The sequence below is a fragment of the Rhodococcus sp. NPDC127593 genome, assembly GCF_042671975.1.
Taxonomy (GTDB): domain Bacteria; phylum Actinomycetota; class Actinomycetes; order Mycobacteriales; family Mycobacteriaceae; genus Rhodococcus_F.
In genome coordinates, this window is sequence record NZ_JBHXWI010000015.1 from 33,017 (window position 1) to 50,343 (window position 17,327).

The following is a 17,327-nucleotide window of genomic DNA, read 5'->3' on the forward strand; positions in this document are numbered from 1 at the left end:
GAATGTGTTGGCGCGCTGTCAGAGTCGGAACACGGAGGAGCCGATGCTGCGGCCGGATTCGAGATCGTGGTGCGCCTGGACGGCGTCCTCGAGCCCGTAGCTCTGGTTGATCTCGATCCGGATCCGGCCGGCCTCGACGTGCCCGAAGAGTTCACCGGCGAGTTCGGCGCGCTCCGCCGGGTCGGCGATGTAGTCGGCGAGCGCGGGGCGGGTGACGAACAGCGAACCCTTGACGGCCAACTGCATCGCGTTGATCGGAGGAATCGGTCCGGAGGCCGTTCCGAAGCACACCAGAAGTCCGCGCCGGGCGAGGCAGTCGAGCGAGGTCTGGAAGGTGGACTCGCCGATGCTGTCGTACACGACGGGGACGCCGGCACCGTCGGTGATTTCCCGAACCCGCTCGGCGACGTTCTCCCGGGTGTAGACGATCACGTGCTCACACCCGTGGGCGCGGGCGATCGAGGCCTTCTCGTCGGTGGATACCGTGCCGATCACGTTGATGCCTAGAAGCTTTGCCCACTGTGTGAAGATCAGGCCGACGCCGCCGGCCGCCGCGTGCAGGAGTACGGTGTCGCCCGCCTTCAGCGGGTGGATGCGGCGCAGCAGGTAGGCCGTGGTCAGACCGCGCATCGTCATCGCGGCCGCGGTGTCGAAGCGGATCGCTTGTGGCAGCGGGATCAGCGGTGCGGCCGGCATCACGCGTTCGGTGCTGTAGGCCCCGAGGGGGCTGCCCGTGTAGGTGACGCGGTCACCGACCTGCACGTGGGTCACGCCGGAGCCGACTTCCTCGACGACACCGGCCGCCTCCACTCCCATGCCCGCGGGCAACTCGGCCGGGTACAGGCCGGTGCGGAAGTAGGTGTCGGCGAAGTTCAGTCCGACGGCCTCGTGCCGGATCCGGACCCCGTGGGGACCGGGCTCCCCGACCTCGACGTTCTCCCACTTCATGACTTCCGGAGCGCCGTGCTCGTAGAACCGAACAGCCTGTGCCACAGTATTTCTCCTCTTCGATGTGATGATCGGTGCGGTGCCGCCGCCTAACCGGTCGCGGTCGGGCGGGGCGGGGGTGAGCCGGTGTGGCGGATCACCTCTCCGACCGCTTCTGTGATGCACCTAACAGTACGGGCGCATCCGGTCGATTGCTTATCCTGACGGGACAGGCGGCCTATCATTTTGGGACAAGGCATTGGAGGTGGCATGAAACCCCTTGCGCGCTACGCGTCGCTGAACGGATACCTCGAGCTGTGCCGGTCGCTCGGTGTCGATCCGGTGCCGTTGATGAGGTCCGCCGGCCTCGATCCGTCCGGCCTCGCACTGCAGGACCGCTGGATCCCGGCCGCGGCGATCGCGCGGTTGCTCGAGCAGTCGGTCGGCGCATCCGGGTACGAGGACTTCGGGCTGCGCCTCGCCGAGCGCAGGCAGTTCTCCAACCTCGGCCCTCTCAGCCTCGTCGTGCGCGAGGAGCCCGACGTCCGCAGTGCCCTGCGCGTCCTCACCCGTTACGAGCACACGTACAACGAGGCGTTGCGGACACGGATGTCGGAGGGCGGCGGGCTCGTGACCCTGCGCGTCGAACTGGACGTGGGGGAGGCGACCGAGATCCGGCAGTCGGTGGAACTGGCCGTCGGGGTGCTGCACCGGTTGCTGCGCGGCTTCCTCGGGGGCAGCTGGAAACCGCTCGCCGTCTGCTTCCCCCATCCGGCTCCGGCAGACATGGCGACCCACCGACGTCTGTTCGGGCCGGTCGTGAACTTCGGCCACGAGTTCGCGGGCATCGTCACCGAGGCCGGCGACCTGGATGCGCCGAACAAGATGTCCGATCCACTGCTCCGTCCCTACACTCAGCAACTCCTCGAGTCCTGGGAGCCGTCGGACGACGTGACGATCGTGAGCCGGGTCCGCGAGCTGATCGAACTACTGCTGCCGACGGGCCGCTGTTCAGTCGAGCAAGTGGCTCGCAGCCTGGGGGTCGACCGGCGAACGGTGCATCGCCGCCTTGCCGAGAGCGGGGAGACGTTCTCGACCGTCCTCGACGCGACCCGCGTCGAACTCGCCGAACGGATGGTCGCGAATCCCCGCCTGAGTCTCACCGAGATCGCGGACATGCTGGCGTTCTCGGCGCCGAGCAACTTCTCACGCTGGTTCAGTGGGCGGTTCGGGTGCAGCCCGAGTCGCTGGCGCGCTCAGCGGGCGGGCGACACCGGCTGAATCGGCAGGCTCTCAGCCAGATCGAGCCTGCTGATGTAGTGGGCGCCGTCGTCGATCGGGTTGTCCGGCAGGAGGTAGCCCTCGCCGACGCGGCGGAAGCCGGCCTTCTCGAGCGCGCGCCACGACGCCCGGTTGGGGACGACGACGGGGACGACGATCGCGGTGGCGTCGGGTAGGTCGGCGCGGCACTTGGCGACGAACGCGCTGATCATCGCGGTTCCCAGCCCCTGGCCGGTGTGCTGCGGGTCGCCGACGTAGTAGTCGATCGAGATGCTCCCCGGTGGGATCTCGACGAGGGCCGTGAGGAGCGCGAGGTCCTCGGGGTAGTCGGCGATCCGGTACCGCTGGATGAATCCGAACGGCAGGCCGCCTCGGAGGACGAGGAAGTCCTCGCAGGGCTCGGTGCCGTCGATGCTGCCGCCGAAATCGCGCTCGATGTCGGCGTCCGCGGTGTCGTGGTTCCAGAACCGCGCGACGTGCGGTTCGCGAAGCCATCGTTGCAGTTGAGGGAAGGAATCGCGCGTCGTACGGACGAACTCGAAGGTGACTGCGTCGGCGCTCACGACAGGAAAACTAGCAGGAACCCCGTCGATTCAACTTCGGCATCGATAACGAGAATCTTTGACTTGGACATGTATCGAACATCCCTCTAGCGTGATTCGTATGACTCAGGTCACGCCTGGTAGCCGGGCGTGATCGGAGTCCTCCAACGTTCCCCGCACCACCAGCGCCAGCACAGAGAGGAGTCACCGATGACCCTCCCCCTCGCCGTTTCCCCGGCAGTCGACAGCGCGGTCTCCAAGATCTTCCGTCGCGTCGTCCCGCTGTTCATCGTCATGCTCATCTGCAATCAGCTCAACAGATCCAACATCGGTTACGCGCAGACGCATCTCGAGGCGGACGTGGGCATCGGCGCTGCGGCGTACGGCTTCGGTGCGGGTGTCTTCTTCATCGCCTATGCGATCTTCGAACTGCCGTCGAACGTGCTCATGGAGAAGTTCGGCGCCAAAGTGTGGCTCACCCGCATCATGATCTCCTGGGGGCTGGTGTCCGCGGCGATGGTGTTCGTCAACGGCCCGGAGATGTTCTACGTCCTGCGGTTCCTCCTCGGTGTCGCCGAGGCCGGCTTCTTCCCGGCCATCATCTTCTACTTCACCCGCTGGCTGCCGAACAACCACCGCAGCCGCGCCACGGCGCTGTTCATCGCCGGGTCCTCCATCGCCGCCGCCATCTCGGGACCGCTGTCCGGACCGTTGCTGTCGCTCGACGGACTCGGTGGGCACCACGGCTGGCAGTGGATGTTCGGGCTGGAAGGCCTGCTGTCCGTCGTCGTCGGGTGCATCGCCTACCGCCTGCTCGACTCGAAGATCGACGACGCGAAGTGGCTCACCGGCGCGGAGAAGCACGACCTGCAGGCCGTCATCGCCGAGGAGGACGTGCTGCGCAGTGAGGCGTCTGCGAAGCGTGGCGAATCGGGCTCGCGCTGGAAGCTGCTCCTGCAGCCGCGGATCCTGGTGTGCTGCGGCATCTTCTTCGCGATCACCATGGCGATCTACGCCAACACGTTCTGGTTGCCGTCGATCATCCGCCGCATCCCCGGCACCACCGACGTCACCGTCGGGCTGCTCTCCTCGCTGCCGTGGATCTGCGCGATCTTCGCGATGTACTTCTCCAACCGCTCCGCCGACCGCACCGGACGGCACAAGCCCTACCTCGTCGCCGCGCTGCTCATCGGCGGTATCGGCACGATGGCCGCCGCGTTCGTCACACCCTGGCTGGCGCTTCCGCTGCTGTGCATCGCGACGATGGGATTCAAGAGCGCGAGCCCGCTCTTCTGGTCCATTCCGCAGCGCACGCTCCACCCGATGGTGCTGGCGCCCGCGATCGCGATCATCAACTCACTGGGCAACCTGGGTGGCTTCGTGGCCCCGTTCGGCTTCGGTGTGATCAAGGAGCAGACCGGCACGGTGACGATGGGCCTGGTCGTGTTGTCGTTCTTCGCCCTGGCCGCGGCCGCGGCGGTGTCGTACTTCCGGCGGGACAAGGAAGACATCGACGACGTCGCGGACCTGGCAGAGGTGGCCTCCGACGAGACCACCGTGGCAACCAAGTGACCTCTGACCGGCACATACGAAACGCAGACGAGAACTCGAGGATTTGAATCATGACAGCAACGGTGAACCGGACCGACGTGACCGGACAGATGATCATCGCAGGGAAGCCCGTCCAGGGTTCCGGCACGACGATCCACGGGATCGACCCCACCACCGACGGCCGGCTGGAACCGGGTTTTGCGCACGGTGACGAACGGGACGTCGACGCCGCCTGCACCGCCGCGGCCGAGGCGTTCGCGCCGTTCCGCGCCACGAGCAGCGAGAAGCGCGCCCAGTTCCTCGAGGCCATCGCCGACAACATCGAGGCCCTCGGCGAGACGCTCGTCGCACGGGCGTGCGCCGAATCCGGACTTCCCCAGGGCCGCATCACCGGTGAGGTGGGCCGCACGTCCGGACAGCTGCGGCTGTTCGCCGGCGTCCTGCGTGACGGCGGCTGGAACGGTGCCCGCATCGATCCCGCGATGCCCGACCGGACGCCCCTGCCCCGTGCCGACATCCGTCAGCGGAAGGTGCCGCTCGGACCCGTCGCGGTGTTCGGCGCGAGCAACTTCCCCCTCGCCTTCTCCGTGGCCGGCGGCGACACCGCGTCCGCGCTGGCGGCGGGCTGCCCCGTCGTCGTGAAGGCCCACGACGCGCACCCCGGCACGTCCGAACTCGTCGGCCGCGCCATCGCCGACGCCGCCGCGAGCACCGGCATGCCCGCGGGCACGTTCTCCCTGCTGTTCGGCTCGGGCCGTGGGCTCGGCACCGCACTCGTCACCGACCCGCGCATCAAGGCCGTCGGATTCACCGGATCCCGTTCCGGTGGAACCGCTCTGGTGGCCGCTGCCGCCGGACGTCCGGAACCCATCCCGGTGTACGCCGAGATGAGTTCGATCAACCCGGTGTTCGTGCTCGAGAACGCACTCGCGACCCGTGGCGCCGACCTCGGTCGCGCATTCGTCGGATCCCTGACGCTCGGATCCGGCCAGTTCTGCACCAACCCCGGACTCGTCATCGCCGTCGACGGTCCCGGCCTCGCCGAGTTCATTGCGGCCGCGAATGCCGCGGTCGCCGAGGCGGTGCCGACGCCGATGCTCACCCCGGTCATCGCCGGCTCCTACGCCGACGGGGTTGCCGCCCTCGAGGGCGCGGCCACCGTGGAGGCCCGCGGCGTGGAGTCCGACGCCCCCAATTCGTGCCGGGCCGCACTGTTCAGCAGCGAGGCCGACACGTTCCTGGGCTCGGAGGTGTTGCAGCAGGAGGTATTCGGCGCCTCCAGCCTGATCGTCAAGTGCCGCGACGCCGAGCAGGTGCGCGCCGTGGCGTCGAAACTGGAAGGCCAGCTGACCGCGACCGTTCACGTCGACGACGCCGATCTCGACGAGGCCGGACGACTGCTGCCCGTCCTCGAGCTCAAGGCCGGCCGGATCCTGTTCAACGGCTGGCCCACCGGGGTCGAGGTCGGCCACGCGATGGTGCACGGTGGCCCGCACCCCGCGACATCCGACTCGCGCACCACGTCCGTCGGCTCGCTGGCGATCGAACGGTTCCTGCGTCCCGTTGCCTACCAGGATGTTCCGAGCTCGCTGCTCCCCGCCGCCATCGCCGACGGCAACCCCGACCAGTTGTGGCGTCGCATCGACGGCCGACTCACCCAAGCCTGATTTTCCCTTCGTGAAGGAGTTCCCCATGCTCGACGGCGTCCTGTTCTTCCCCGTCACCCCGTTCACCGCATCCGGCGACGTCGACTACGACCGGCTCGCCGAGCACGTCGCCAAGGGTGTCGACGCAGGCCCCGGCGGTGTCTTCATCGCCTGTGGCACCGGCGAATTCCACGCCCTCGGGCTGGAGGAGTTCGGCAAGATCGTCGCCAAGGCCACCGAGGTCGTCGCCGGACGCGTCCCGGTGTTCGCCGGGGCCGGCGGCTCGGTGCAGCAGGCCAAGGAGTTCGCCGCCAGCGCGAAGGCCAACGGCGCCGACGGCATCCTGCTGCTCCCGCCGTACCTGGTGACGATGCCGCAGGCCGGACTGGTGGAGTACACCCGCGCGGTCGCCGACACCACCGACCTCCCGCTCGTCGTCTACAACCGCGGCAACGCCCGGTTCGACGAGGCGGCCGCCGTGGAGGTGGCGCAGTTCCCGACCGTGGTCGGGTTCAAGGACGGCACCGGTGATCTCGACAAGGTGGGTCGCATCGTCCGCGCGGTGAAGGACGCGCTCGCCCCGTCCGGCAAGCCGTTCCTGTTCTTCAACGGCATGCCTACCGCCGAGGTCACCCAGCAGGCGTACCGCGCGATCGGCGTCACGCTGTACTCGTCCGCGACGTTCGCGTTCGCGCCCGAGCTCGCTCTCGGGTTCTACGAGGCACTCGAATCCGGAAACGAGGAGCTCACCGACGCACTGCTCCGCGACTTCTTCCACCCCCTGGTGCGCCTGCGTGACCAGGTGCCCGGATACGCGGTGTCGCTGATCAAGTCGGGAGTCGCGATGGAAGGAATCGACGCCGGGTCGGTGCGGCCGCCGCTCGTCCCGACGAGCGCGGCCCACGTGCGGGAACTCGCGCAGATCATCGCAGCCGGCCGCGCCGTTCTCGCCGACGCCCTCGCCGTGCAGGCGGCGGTCTGATGACTGCCGCACCCATCCGGATCACCGGCGCACGGATCACGCCCGTCGCGTTCGTCGACCCGCCGCTCCTCAACACCGTCGGCGTGCACCAGCCCTACGCGCTGCGTGCGATCATTCAGCTCGACACGGACGGCGGTCTCGTCGGCCTCGGCGAAACCTACGCCGACACAGCCCACCTCATCCGGCTCGAAGCGGCCGCCGAGGCGATCGTCGGGCTGGATGTGTTCGCGCTCAACGCGATCCGCGCGGCGATCGACCAGAAGATCGCCACCCTGACCGTCACGGGCGGTGACGGCGTCGCGGGCATGATCACCACAGCCAGCACCACCGACCGTGTGTTCTCTCCGTTCGAGGTGGCGTGCCTCGACGTGCAGGGCAAGGCCCTCGGCCGGCCGGTGTCCGATCTGCTCGGCGGCAAGGTGCGCGACGCCGTTCCGTTCAGCGCCTACCTGTTCTACAAGTGGGCCGGCCACCCCGGCGCCGAGCCCGACGAATGGGGCGAGGCGATCGACCCCGACGGTCTGGTCCGTCAGGCTCAGAAGATGATCGGCGAATACGGCTTCGAGGCCATCAAGGTCAAGGGCGGCGTGTTCTCGCCGGACGAGGAGATCGCCGGCATCAAGGCGCTGCGGGCCGCGTTCCCCGACCTGCCGCTGCGCCTCGATCCCAATGCGGCGTGGACCGTCGACACGTCGATCAGGGTCGCGTCGGAACTCGACGGCATCGTCGAATACCTCGAGGACCCGACGCCGGGCCTCGACGGCATGTCCGAGGTCGCGCGTGAGGCGAAGATGCCCCTCGCCACGAACATGTGCGTCGTCGCGTTCGATCAGCTCAAGCCCGCGGTCCTGAAGGATTCGGTCCAGGTCGTGCTGTCGGATCACCACTACTGGGGTGGCCTGCAGCGGTCGCGGCTGCTCGCCGGTGTCTGCGACAACTTCGGTCTGGGCCTGTCGATGCACTCCAACTCGCACCTGGGCATCAGCCTGGCCGCGATGGTGCACCTCGCCGGCGCCACACCGAACCTCACGTACGCGTGTGACACGCACTGGCCGTGGAAGACCGAGGACGTCGTCAAGCCCGGGGTGCTGAAGTTCGTCGACGGCGCGGTCCCGGTGCCGACGACTCCGGGGCTCGGTGTCGAGATCGACGAGGACGCTCTCGCCGCCCTGCACCAGCAGTACCTCGACTGCGGGGTGCGCGACCGCGACGACACCGGATACATGAAGTCGGTGGACCCGACGTTCGAGAACACCTGCCCTCGCTGGTAGCTGTCTCACGGAAGGCGCCGACCGCGGTCTCGGTCGGCGTCTTCCGGGTGGGCTAGATTGAGCTTCGGGCTCGGGCCCACCTCGAGGCAAAGGAGTGGATCGAATGTTCTCCCTCGCACGGCTGTCGTGTTTCATCGCCGTCGCGGAGGAACTGCATTTCGGTCGCGCCGCCGAGCGCCTGCACATGACGCAGCCGCCGCTGAGCCGTCAGATCCAGCAGCTCGAAAGCGAACTCGGCGTGCAGCTGATCGACCGCACCAGCCGATCCGTCACCCTCACCGCAGCCGGTACCGCGTTTCTGCCCGACGCCCGGCGCATTCTGAGCCTGTCGGAGAGTGCCGCCCTGACGGTGCGGCGCGTACCGGCCGGTGACCTCGGCACCGTCGTCGTCGGGTTCACCGGTGCGTCCGCGCACGCGGTGCTACCGAGGTTGCTCGAGGCCGCACGCGACAGACTCCCGGACGTGAAAGTCGTTCTGCGGGAGATGGTCACCTCCGTGCAGATCGAGTCGTTGATCAGCGGTGAACTGGACCTCGGGCTGATCCGCCCCATCCTCACCCGCCCCGGCATCGACACCCGCTCCATCCACCACGAGCGGCTCGTCGCCGCGCTGCCCGCCGGTCACCCCCTCGCCGACGCAGAGCAGCTCGCGGTGGAGGATTTCGACGATCAGCCCGTCGTCATGTATTCGCCCGTCGATGCGCGGTACTTCCACGAACTGCTGATCAGCACGTTCACGATCGTCGGTGCCTCGCCGCGCTACGTCCAGTACGTCACGCAGGTGCACACCATGCTGGTGCTCGTCCGTTCCGGGCTGGGCATGGCCCTCGTCCCCGAGTCCGCGCAGACGATGCACCCGGAGGGGGTCGTATTCCGGCCCATCTCCGCCGTCCGCGACCGGCCCGTCCAGATGAACGCCGCCTGGCGGACGGACAACCGGAACCCCGCGCTGCGCAGGTTCATGGAGGACGTCCTCCCACAGCGGGAATGGGAATGAGAACCGGAGCGCTCAGAGCGTGAGCTTGCACGTCTGACCGATGTCGAGCACCCGCAGCACCCGGCCCGTCCCCAGCCACAACGCGCACGACAGCGCCAGGTCCGTCAGGATCTCGTCGGTGAAATGCTCGTGACACCGCGCCCAGAAGTCCTCGTCGTCGCGAAGCGCCGTGTGATCGGTGGCGAACCGGTGGGCGAACTCCGCCGCCGTCCGCTCCTCGGCGCTGTACCCGGGCCACGACTCCCACTCGAGAACGTGATCGTAGAAGTGCTCGTCGATCCCCGCATCGGCTCCACTCCTGTCGCGGGTGCCGAGGCACACGGCGCACTCATTGGCCTCCGCGACCGCCATCCGCGCGATCTCCCGGACCCGTAACGGTAACCGGTTCCGGTTGTACACGGCGTCTGTGAAAGCCCCGAGTGCACCACCCAGCTCGGGTGAGATCGCCAGCCAACCTGCCACGTCATCGTCACTGTAGCTACCTACTCGACTCATCCCCGAATGCTACAGCGGTAGGTATCGCGGGCGATAGATCTGACACGTGTTCTATATCGTCGATGGTTACGCCCGTAGTGTGCGGACGATGTTTTCGCGGGCGGCGCATGCTTGGCGGATCACGGGGAAGAGTGCGTTCCTCGACCGCCCCGCCGTGCCACGCATTTACGGCTGAATGCCGCTGCGGCGGCGGTACCGTGGTCGGCAAGGGTGTGCGAGATGAAAGTGACGGTTTCATGCCTTCCGGTGGCAAGGCGAACGTGGGGAACCTTCCCTTCGAACTGACAAGTTTCGTCGGCCGTCGCCATGAGATCGCTGAGGTTCGCCGTCTGCTTTCCGTGTCGCGGCTCGTGACGTTGACTGGTGTCGGGGGTGTAGGAAAGACCAGGCTCGCACTGCGGGTCGCCGCCGATTCGTCTCGCGCGTTCGACGACGGTGTGTGGTTGGTCGGGTTGGGTGAACTGTATGACCCAAGCGCGGTTGTCGATGTGGTGTTGTCGGTATTGAACCTGCGTGAGGGCCCGGGGTCACCGGAGAGGCAGCTCGTCGAGTATCTGACGGCGCGGAAGCTGCTGCTCGTGCTGGATAATTGCGAGCATCTCGTCGGACCGGTCGCAGGCCTTGCGGAAAGCCTTCTTCGCAGCTGTCCGGACGTGCGGATTCTCGCGACCAGCCGGGAATCGCTCGGGATCGGGGGAGAAGCCGTGCTGCGGGTGCCGCCGCTGACGCTGCCGGAACCGGACCAGCGGTCGGTGGTCAGCGGTGGGCTCGGCCATTACGAGGCTATGAACCTGTTCGCCGAACGCGCGGAGGCCGCGGTCCCGGGTTTCGAGATCACCGAGAGCAATGAGGGCCTGGTCGCGGCGATCTGCCGTCGTCTGGACGGTTTGCCGCTTGCGATCGAATTGGCGGCGGTGCGTCTGCGGGTGATGTCGGTGGAGCAGATCCTGCAACGGTTGACCGACCGCTTCACCTTGCTGACGACGGGCAGTCGCGGGGCGCCGTCCCGGCAGCAGACTCTCCTGGGGAGTATCGACTGGAGCTATGAGTTGTGCACCTGGGCGGAGCGGGAGCTGTGGGGACGGCTGACGGTCTTCGCGGGCGGTTTCGAGCTCGACGCGGTGGAAGGCATTTGTTCGGGCGGCATGACGTCGGACCAGGTTGTGGACGTGGTGGCGTCGCTGATCGACAAATCGATCGTGCTCAGGGAGGAGACGGGCGGCGCGGCGCGGTACCGGATGCTCGAGACGCTGCGTGACTACGGTACGCAACGGTTGCAGGAAACCGGCGAGTTCGCATCGTTGTTGCGGCGGCACAGGGACTGGTACGCACGCCTGGTGCTGCGGGTGGAGTCGGACTGGGTGAGTTCGCGGCAGGTGTCCTGGGTCGCGCGTCTGGACGCCGAGCAGCCCAACATCGTTGCGGCTCTGCAGTTCTGCTTGACCGGGCAGAATGAGGCGAACGCCGGGATTCGCATGGCGGCGGCTCTGTATCCGTACTGGCGGGTGCGGGGCAAGCTACGCGAGGGGATGCGATGGCTCGCGCAGCTTCTGGCGGTTCGGGGCGGCGAACCCGGTGTGGAGCAGATCATGGCGTTGTACGTGCTCAGTGTGCTGTCCGGGCTGCACGGCGACCCGGAGGCGTCGGCGGTCTATGTTCAGCGCGGAGGCGCCCTGGCGGCGCAGCTCGGCGATCGGACAGCCGCGGCGCTGATGGACGATGCCGCCGGCCATCACGCACTGATTACCCGGGATGCCCGGGCTGCCTGTGAGCACTTCGAATCCTCGCTCGTGGTCTTCCGCGAGGACGGCAACGTGCTGTACAAGATCTGGTCCCTGCTCGGACTCGCGGCGGCCAGTGACGCGGACGGAGACTGGGCACGGAGCGAGGAGTGTCAGCGGGAGATGCTTGCACTGACCGAGCCGCGAGACGAGTCCATGTACCGGGGATGGGCGCTGTGGGGTGCGGGGATGGGGGCGTGGCGGCGCGGCGAGCAACCCCGTGCGAAAGATTTACTCTCGCAGGGACTGCAGCTCGCCCGGGCGGTGGACGACCGCACCAACGCCGCGGGGTGCATCGAGGTCCTGTCGTGGGTCGCGTTGGATGAGGGAGTCCCTCGGCGCGCGGCCACGCTGATGGGTGCCGCCGAGGCCCTCGCCCAGGCCGGCTGCAGCCCGAGCACCATCTACCCGAACCTGCTCGTTCGTCACGACCGGTGCGAGGAGAAGGCCCGCGGGACGATCGGTGACCGAGCGTTCGAGACCGAGTTCGGGCACGGCCTCGGGATGAGGTTCGAGGACGCTGCCGCGTACGCACTCGACGAGAAGGGCACGACCGTTACCTCGGTCGGGCCGGGATCGACGACTCTCACGCGGCGGGAACGGCAGGTAGCCGAACTTGTCGCCGAGGGCCTGACCAACAGGGCAATCGCCGAAAAACTCGTCATTTCCCATCGCACCTCCCAGGGGCACGTCGAGCACATCCTCGCCAAACTGGGGTTCACCTCCCGTACCCAGATCGCGGCATGGATCATCGAGCGCAGACAGGGCGAGCAGTCCTGATCGCCCGGCGCAGAATTCACGGAATAGGTTCTGGCACAGTCCGTTAGGGTTCCCTTCCATACGTAACGTGAGCGGACCCGGTTGTTGGGGTTCCGGAGGTAATCACCGAAAATCCAACGAAGTACGCGTAGTTCCTGGTCAGGCGCGCTGTGGTGAGGCTCTCAACTGTTGACGTAATGTCTGATACTTCCTCGGCGAGGTCGACCGGCTGCGCCGCGCGATCGAACACCGCCGCGCCGCCGGTATCCCGGCCCACCGGATCAGCCCGACCGGGCGCGGCCAACGGGTGCGGGCCCACTGGGATCCCACCGACCCGATGATCGATCTCGGCTGCATCCATTCGTCGTGGAGACCGACCTTTCTGGGCAATCCCCGGCAGGCGCGACCCGAGCGCGCCCGCGCCCAAACCGCCTATCATCGTGCCGCACGCGTGATCACCGAGATCGACACCGCCCAGACGGCCGCTGAGGACACCGAACCATGACCGATACCCTCACCGCGTCGGCCGAGGACCGGATCCGCGCCGCGATGCGGCAACTGCTCGACGGTTCCGTTCCCGACGGGCTCAAATGCGACGTCAAAAGCCTGCCAGCTCTCAGGCGTCCCGCGGGCCACCTTCTACCGCACCTACCCGCACCTGCGCGCCGAATTCGAGGAGCAACGCGGCATCGCCCGCGCCGCCGGGCGGCAGCCCGACCCCCGCCTGGCCCAGATCGACCGGCTGAAAACCGAAGTCACCTAGCTGCGGGCACGACTGGCCGCGCGGCAAGCAGAAATCGACGATCTCAAAGCCTTCCGCACGCGGGCACTGTCGGGCCTGGCCGCCCAGCACGACGAACTCACCACACTGCACCAGCACACCGGCCCCGTCGTCGCACGGAACCAAGCAACACCGACCAGTACCTGACCGATCTCCTCACCGGGCCGACCACGACACAATGCGCCCGACTTCGACTGATGTGCTGCTGGTGCCGCTATCAGCGACCCTGCTCGAGTAACGCCGCGAACGCGGCGGGTCACCTGTGTCTCCATCAATGTGTGCGTCGACGAACTGCTCGACGGAGTCGGGGTGGGACTACCGCCGAGGGCATGAAGCATCGAAACACAGGACGGATCGCGGTAATGAGTTGGATTCGATGGTCTCGGCATTGGCGTGCAGGCCTGTGCCGCGGCTGACGGTGACCGGCAGGGAATTGCCGTCCTGCCTGGTCTGGTCGATCCGAAGGCGGCCGGTGCGGCGCGAGGCCGAGACGGTGTCCGGCCCGACGTGCATTCGTTCGGACTATGCTCGGATCATGGCCACGGCGGGCAGCCGTGCCCCGATATGTGTACCGAGGCGACCGGATGGTTCACGGCGACCCGCTATCGACACAGCGCGATCTAAACGCCGGTATACCGGCGGAGCTGATAGCCGCAGGGTTTGAACGTCCGCAGGAGATCGGACGTGGCGGATTCGGCGTCGTGTACCGCTGTGTGCAGCGCGCGCTGGATCGAACAGTGGCGGTGAAGGTCCTGACCGCGGACCTCGATCCGGACAATCTCGCGCGATTCGTCCGTGAGCAAGTCGCGATGGGGAAACTGTCCGGACATCCGCACATCGTGAGCATCTTTCAGGTCGGCGCGACCGCGGGCGGGCGGCCGTACATCGTGATGCAGTATCACCCGCACGGTTCCCTGGACGCCAAGATCCAGAACAGCGGCCCCATCGACTGGCGGGAGGTCCTGCATGTGGGTGTGAAGATGGCCGGTGCTTTGGAGACCGCGCACCAGCGCGGGACCCTGCACCGCGACGTCAAGCCCGCGAACATTCTGCTCACCGAGTACGGCGAGCCGCAGCTCACCGACTTCGGCATCGCCCGGATCAGCGGCGGCTTCGAAACCACCAGCGGGGCGATCACAGGGTCCCCTGCCTACACCGCCCCCGAGATTCTGCAGGGCCAACCATCCGCCGCGACCTCTGACGTGTACAGCCTGGCGGCGACTCTGTTCTGCGCCGGTACCGGGCATGCGCTCTATGAGCGCCGCAAGGGCGAGCAGGCGGTCGTCCAGTTCCTTCGGATCACCAAGCATCCGATGCCGGACCTGCACGATTCGGGCCTGCCGGCCGACGTCGGCGAAGTGATCGAGCAAGCGATGTCCCGCGACCCGTGCGACCGGCCTGCGACGGCGGCCGAGTTAGGTGAACTGCTGCGCGCGGTACAGCGCCGGCACGGCATTGCGGTCGACGACATACCGGTTCCGCTTCCGGCCCCGGAAGGGCACAGTGTCTCCGGGCCCACCACCGGGTCGCTGCGGCGCCACTACCCGGCACGGTCGCTGACCCCGCCGGCCCCGGCCACCAGATTCCGCCCGCCCTCGCCGGCCCGGGCCCTGGTGCGACGGGACCGGTTGATCGAAACGCTGCGCGCCGGGCGGTCCCGGAAGTTGACCGTGATCCACGGGCCCACCGGATTTGGCAAGAGCACCCTCGCCGCGCAGTGGTGCGAAGTGCTGACTGCCGAAGGCGTCACCGTCGCGTGGCTGACCGTCGACAACGACGACAACAACCTCGTCTGGTTCCTGTCCCATCTGATCGAAGCCATTCGAGCCGTCAACGCCACGCTGGCCACCGAACTGAACGACGTGCTCGAGGAGCGTGGGGACGAGTCCGAGCGCTACGTGCTCACCTCGCTGATCAACGAGATCCACCAGAGCGGCGAACCGCTGACTCTGGTGATCGACGACTGGCATGTGATCAGCGCGAAGGCGACGATCAAGGCGCTGCGCTATCTATTGGACAATATGTGCCCCACGCTGAAGGTCGTGGTCACCAGTCGCAGTCAGAGCGGGTTGCAGATGAGTCGCATGCGGATGCAGGACGAACTCGTCGAGATTGATTCCACCGCAATGCGTTTCGACGTCGACGAGTCGGAGCATTTCCTGGTCGGGTTGCGCGGGTTACCCCTCGATCTCAGTGATGTCGAGGACCTCACGACGTCCACCGACGGCTGGGTGGCGGCGCTGCAACTCGCGTCATTGTCGTTACGGGGTTGCGACGACCCGTCCCAGTTGATCAGTTCCATGACCGGTGGCCACCACGCGATCAGTGAGTTTCTCGCCGAGAACGTGCTCGACACACTGGAACCGTCGATGCTCGACTTCCTGATGGCCACCTCGATTCCCGACCGAATTTGCGGCGATCTTGCCGCCGCGCTGTCCGGGGTGTCGCATGGACTGGAGATGCTCGAGGAGGTCGAAGAACACGATCTGTTCCTGAACCGCATCGACGATCAGTGGTTCGGCTACCACCACCTGTTCACCGAGTTCCTCCGGAACCGGTTGAAGCGGGATCAGCCGGATCGGGTGGCAGGGCTGCATCGCATCGCCTCGGGGTGGTTCGCCGAGCATCGATTGGTCAGTGACGCAATCGATCATGCGCTCGCCGCCGGCGACGAGCAGCGGGCGGTCGAGATCATTGAGAACGACGGACTCTACATGTTCGCGCATTCACAGATGTCGACACTGATCGGCTGGGTCGGCAAACTGCCGCCGACGATCGTGCAGACCCATCCGCGCCTGCAACTCGCCCTGGCCTGGGCGAACATCTTGCTGCACCGCGCCGAAGCCACCGGCCAGGCGCTGGCACTGGTGGAATCCACAGTGGAAGAAGCCGGTCTCAGTACAGATGAGATCGCCGACGTCCGCGCCGAGGCGGACGTCGTACGAGCCCTCATGGCGCTGCGCGCCGACCACCTCGAGGGCATCGACGAACACATTGCGCCGTGCCTGGCTCGAGCAGACACCGTCCGCCCCTTCGTGATCGGCAAGGCGGCCAACCTGGCCACCTTCGCCGCCGCCTACCGGTGCGACCTCGACGAGGTCAGCCGCCTGCAGGCCTGGGCATCGATCTATTTCGAACGCGGCCGGGATTCGTTCAACCCCATTCACGGGCTGTGCTTCACCGGCCTGGCGAACCGACTGCTGCTCGACCCTCGAACGACAGAGGAATGCTTCCGCAAGGCCTTGAAGCTGGCCAAACAGTCCGGTGGAAGTCACTCATACACCGCCCGCCTGGCGAGTTCGCTGCTCGGCGAGTCGCTCTACGACCGCGGGGAGCTCGACGAAGCCGAACGGCTCCTGGACGAGGGGTACAAGCTCGGGCCCGAAGGCGGACCGGTCGATTTCAAGATCGCACGATACGTGTCCGGGGCCCGCGTCAAGGCGCTGCTGGGTGACCGGGAGACCGCGATCCGCCGGCTTCACGAGGGTGCGGAAATCGCGCAGACGTTGTCGCTGACGCGTCTGCGTGCACTGGCCGAGAACGAGCGGATCCGGTTGGGTCTTCCGGCCCACCCGGATTTCGGCGTGTTGCCGGTGGTGTCCTATGACACTCGCCGACGTCCGATCGATGCGATCGACGAGATCACCGTCCAGCACGAGGAGGCGTCCGCGATCCGGACGCTGCTCGTCGAGCAGGATCCGGAAAAAGTGGACCTCGCCTGTCGGTGGGCTCAGAAATGGGTCGACTGGCTGGCCGAACGGCACCGGCCGCAGGCTCTGCTGCGGGCAAGGCGGCTGTTGGTTGCCTGCCTGGCCGCGGCCGAACGAACCGACGAGGCCAAGACGGTGCTGGCGACCATTGCCGCCCAGTGCGCCCACCTCGAATCGTTCCGCTACCTCCTCGACGGCGGACCATACGTGGCGGCCACACTCAGGGGCCTGCATGAGGACCAGCGGAACGGGCACTGGCGGCCCGAGTGGCAGGAAGTGCCCGCGGACTTCCTCGCCAGGTTGGTCCGGGCCGAGGTAGTACACACGATCTGATCTCGGTCGTGCCGACGAGCTGCTCGATCTTGCGGCCATGATCGCAGGACCCACGCCCCCCACGACGCCTCCTCTGTCGCCATCACGGGGGACATCGATCGTCTGCTCGACCGGGTCATGAGCCGACAACCGACGGCATGATCCATGTGAGACGGATGGCGGGTTCGGCAAGGTCTTGATGGTCAGCGTCAGAGCCCGGGATGGAAGGCGCGGGGCGCGGGTAGGCACCCGCCCGTTCACTGTGCCTGCAGGAAGGGCCGCCACAGGTCGT

13 protein-coding genes are annotated in these 17,327 nt (G+C 67.1%); 9 read left to right on the forward strand and 4 right to left on the reverse strand.

The genetic code is table 11. The features are described from left to right. Positions 1-18: 18 nt before the first annotated feature. A complete protein-coding gene (locus ACFVJ3_RS16065; protein ID WP_378452961.1) occupies positions 19-993 on the reverse strand; it encodes a quinone oxidoreductase family protein in 975 nt (324 codons plus the stop codon). Between the two features lie 204 nt (positions 994-1,197). Between ACFVJ3_RS16065 and ACFVJ3_RS16070 the strand changes: the two genes are divergently transcribed. Beyond that, positions 1,198-2,208, forward strand: a complete 1,011-nt coding sequence (locus tag ACFVJ3_RS16070; RefSeq protein ID WP_378452962.1) for an AraC family transcriptional regulator — start codon at positions 1,198-1,200, stop codon at positions 2,206-2,208. Here the strand turns inward: ACFVJ3_RS16070 and ACFVJ3_RS16075 are convergent. After that, positions 2,184-2,771: a GNAT family N-acetyltransferase gene (locus ACFVJ3_RS16075; RefSeq protein ID WP_378452963.1), complete on the reverse strand. Its 588-nt coding sequence runs from the start codon at positions 2,769-2,771 to the stop codon at positions 2,184-2,186. The two genes, ACFVJ3_RS16070 and ACFVJ3_RS16075, sit on opposite strands and share 25 nt — an antisense overlap. A gap of 189 nt (positions 2,772-2,960) precedes the next feature. On the opposite strand from ACFVJ3_RS16075, the gene ACFVJ3_RS16080 reads away from it, so the two are divergent. From ACFVJ3_RS16080 to ACFVJ3_RS16100, 5 genes are all read left to right on the forward strand, one after another. Beyond that, positions 2,961-4,322: an MFS transporter gene (locus ACFVJ3_RS16080; protein WP_378452964.1), complete on the forward strand. Its 1,362-nt coding sequence runs from the start codon at positions 2,961-2,963 to the stop codon at positions 4,320-4,322. A 50-nt stretch (positions 4,323-4,372) separates the two neighbouring features. Then, positions 4,373-5,968 (forward strand): aldehyde dehydrogenase (NADP(+)), encoded by a 1,596-nt coding sequence (locus tag ACFVJ3_RS16085; RefSeq protein WP_378452965.1) that lies wholly within the window; start codon positions 4,373-4,375, stop codon positions 5,966-5,968. A 25-nt stretch (positions 5,969-5,993) separates the two neighbouring features. Further along, positions 5,994-6,929, forward strand: coding sequence for a 5-dehydro-4-deoxyglucarate dehydratase (locus ACFVJ3_RS16090; protein ID WP_378452966.1), 936 nt, complete (start codon positions 5,994-5,996; stop codon positions 6,927-6,929). Next, on the forward strand, positions 6,929-8,200 hold the full coding sequence (locus ACFVJ3_RS16095; protein ID WP_378452967.1) for a glucarate dehydratase family protein: 1,272 nt from the start codon (positions 6,929-6,931) through the stop codon (positions 8,198-8,200). The genes ACFVJ3_RS16090 and ACFVJ3_RS16095 overlap by 1 nt, the downstream gene beginning before the upstream one ends. 103 nt (positions 8,201-8,303) lie before the next feature. Continuing rightward, positions 8,304-9,197, forward strand: a complete 894-nt coding sequence (locus ACFVJ3_RS16100; protein WP_378452968.1) for a LysR substrate-binding domain-containing protein — start codon at positions 8,304-8,306, stop codon at positions 9,195-9,197. A gap of 12 nt (positions 9,198-9,209) precedes the next feature. On the opposite strand, the gene ACFVJ3_RS16105 is transcribed toward ACFVJ3_RS16100, so the two are convergent. Then, positions 9,210-9,692, reverse strand: a complete 483-nt coding sequence (locus tag ACFVJ3_RS16105) for a carboxymuconolactone decarboxylase family protein (RefSeq protein ID WP_378452969.1) — start codon at positions 9,690-9,692, stop codon at positions 9,210-9,212. 236 nt (positions 9,693-9,928) lie between these two features. On the opposite strand from ACFVJ3_RS16105, the gene ACFVJ3_RS16110 reads away from it, so the two are divergent. Beyond that, entirely contained in the window at positions 9,929-12,253 is a 2,325-nt protein-coding gene (locus ACFVJ3_RS16110; protein WP_378452970.1) for an ATP-binding protein, read from the forward strand. A gap of 316 nt (positions 12,254-12,569) precedes the next feature. Further along, the gene (locus tag ACFVJ3_RS16115; protein ID WP_378452971.1) at positions 12,570-12,737 is read left to right on the forward strand and encodes a hypothetical protein; all 168 of its coding nucleotides are present in this window, start codon (positions 12,570-12,572) and stop codon (positions 12,735-12,737) included. A gap of 111 nt (positions 12,738-12,848) precedes the next feature. Here ACFVJ3_RS16115 and ACFVJ3_RS16120 read toward each other — a convergent pair whose 3' ends face one another. Further along, positions 12,849-13,112 carry a hypothetical protein gene (locus tag ACFVJ3_RS16120; RefSeq protein ID WP_378452972.1) on the reverse strand — a complete coding sequence of 88 codons (264 nt, stop codon included), beginning with the start codon at positions 13,110-13,112 and terminating at the stop codon, positions 12,849-12,851. A gap of 485 nt (positions 13,113-13,597) precedes the next feature. Here ACFVJ3_RS16120 and ACFVJ3_RS16125 point away from each other — a divergent pair, with 485 nt between their 5' ends. Next, on the forward strand, positions 13,598-17,056 hold the full coding sequence (locus ACFVJ3_RS16125) for a protein kinase (RefSeq protein ID WP_378452973.1): 3,459 nt from the start codon (positions 13,598-13,600) through the stop codon (positions 17,054-17,056). Positions 17,057-17,327: the final 271 nt, after the last annotated feature.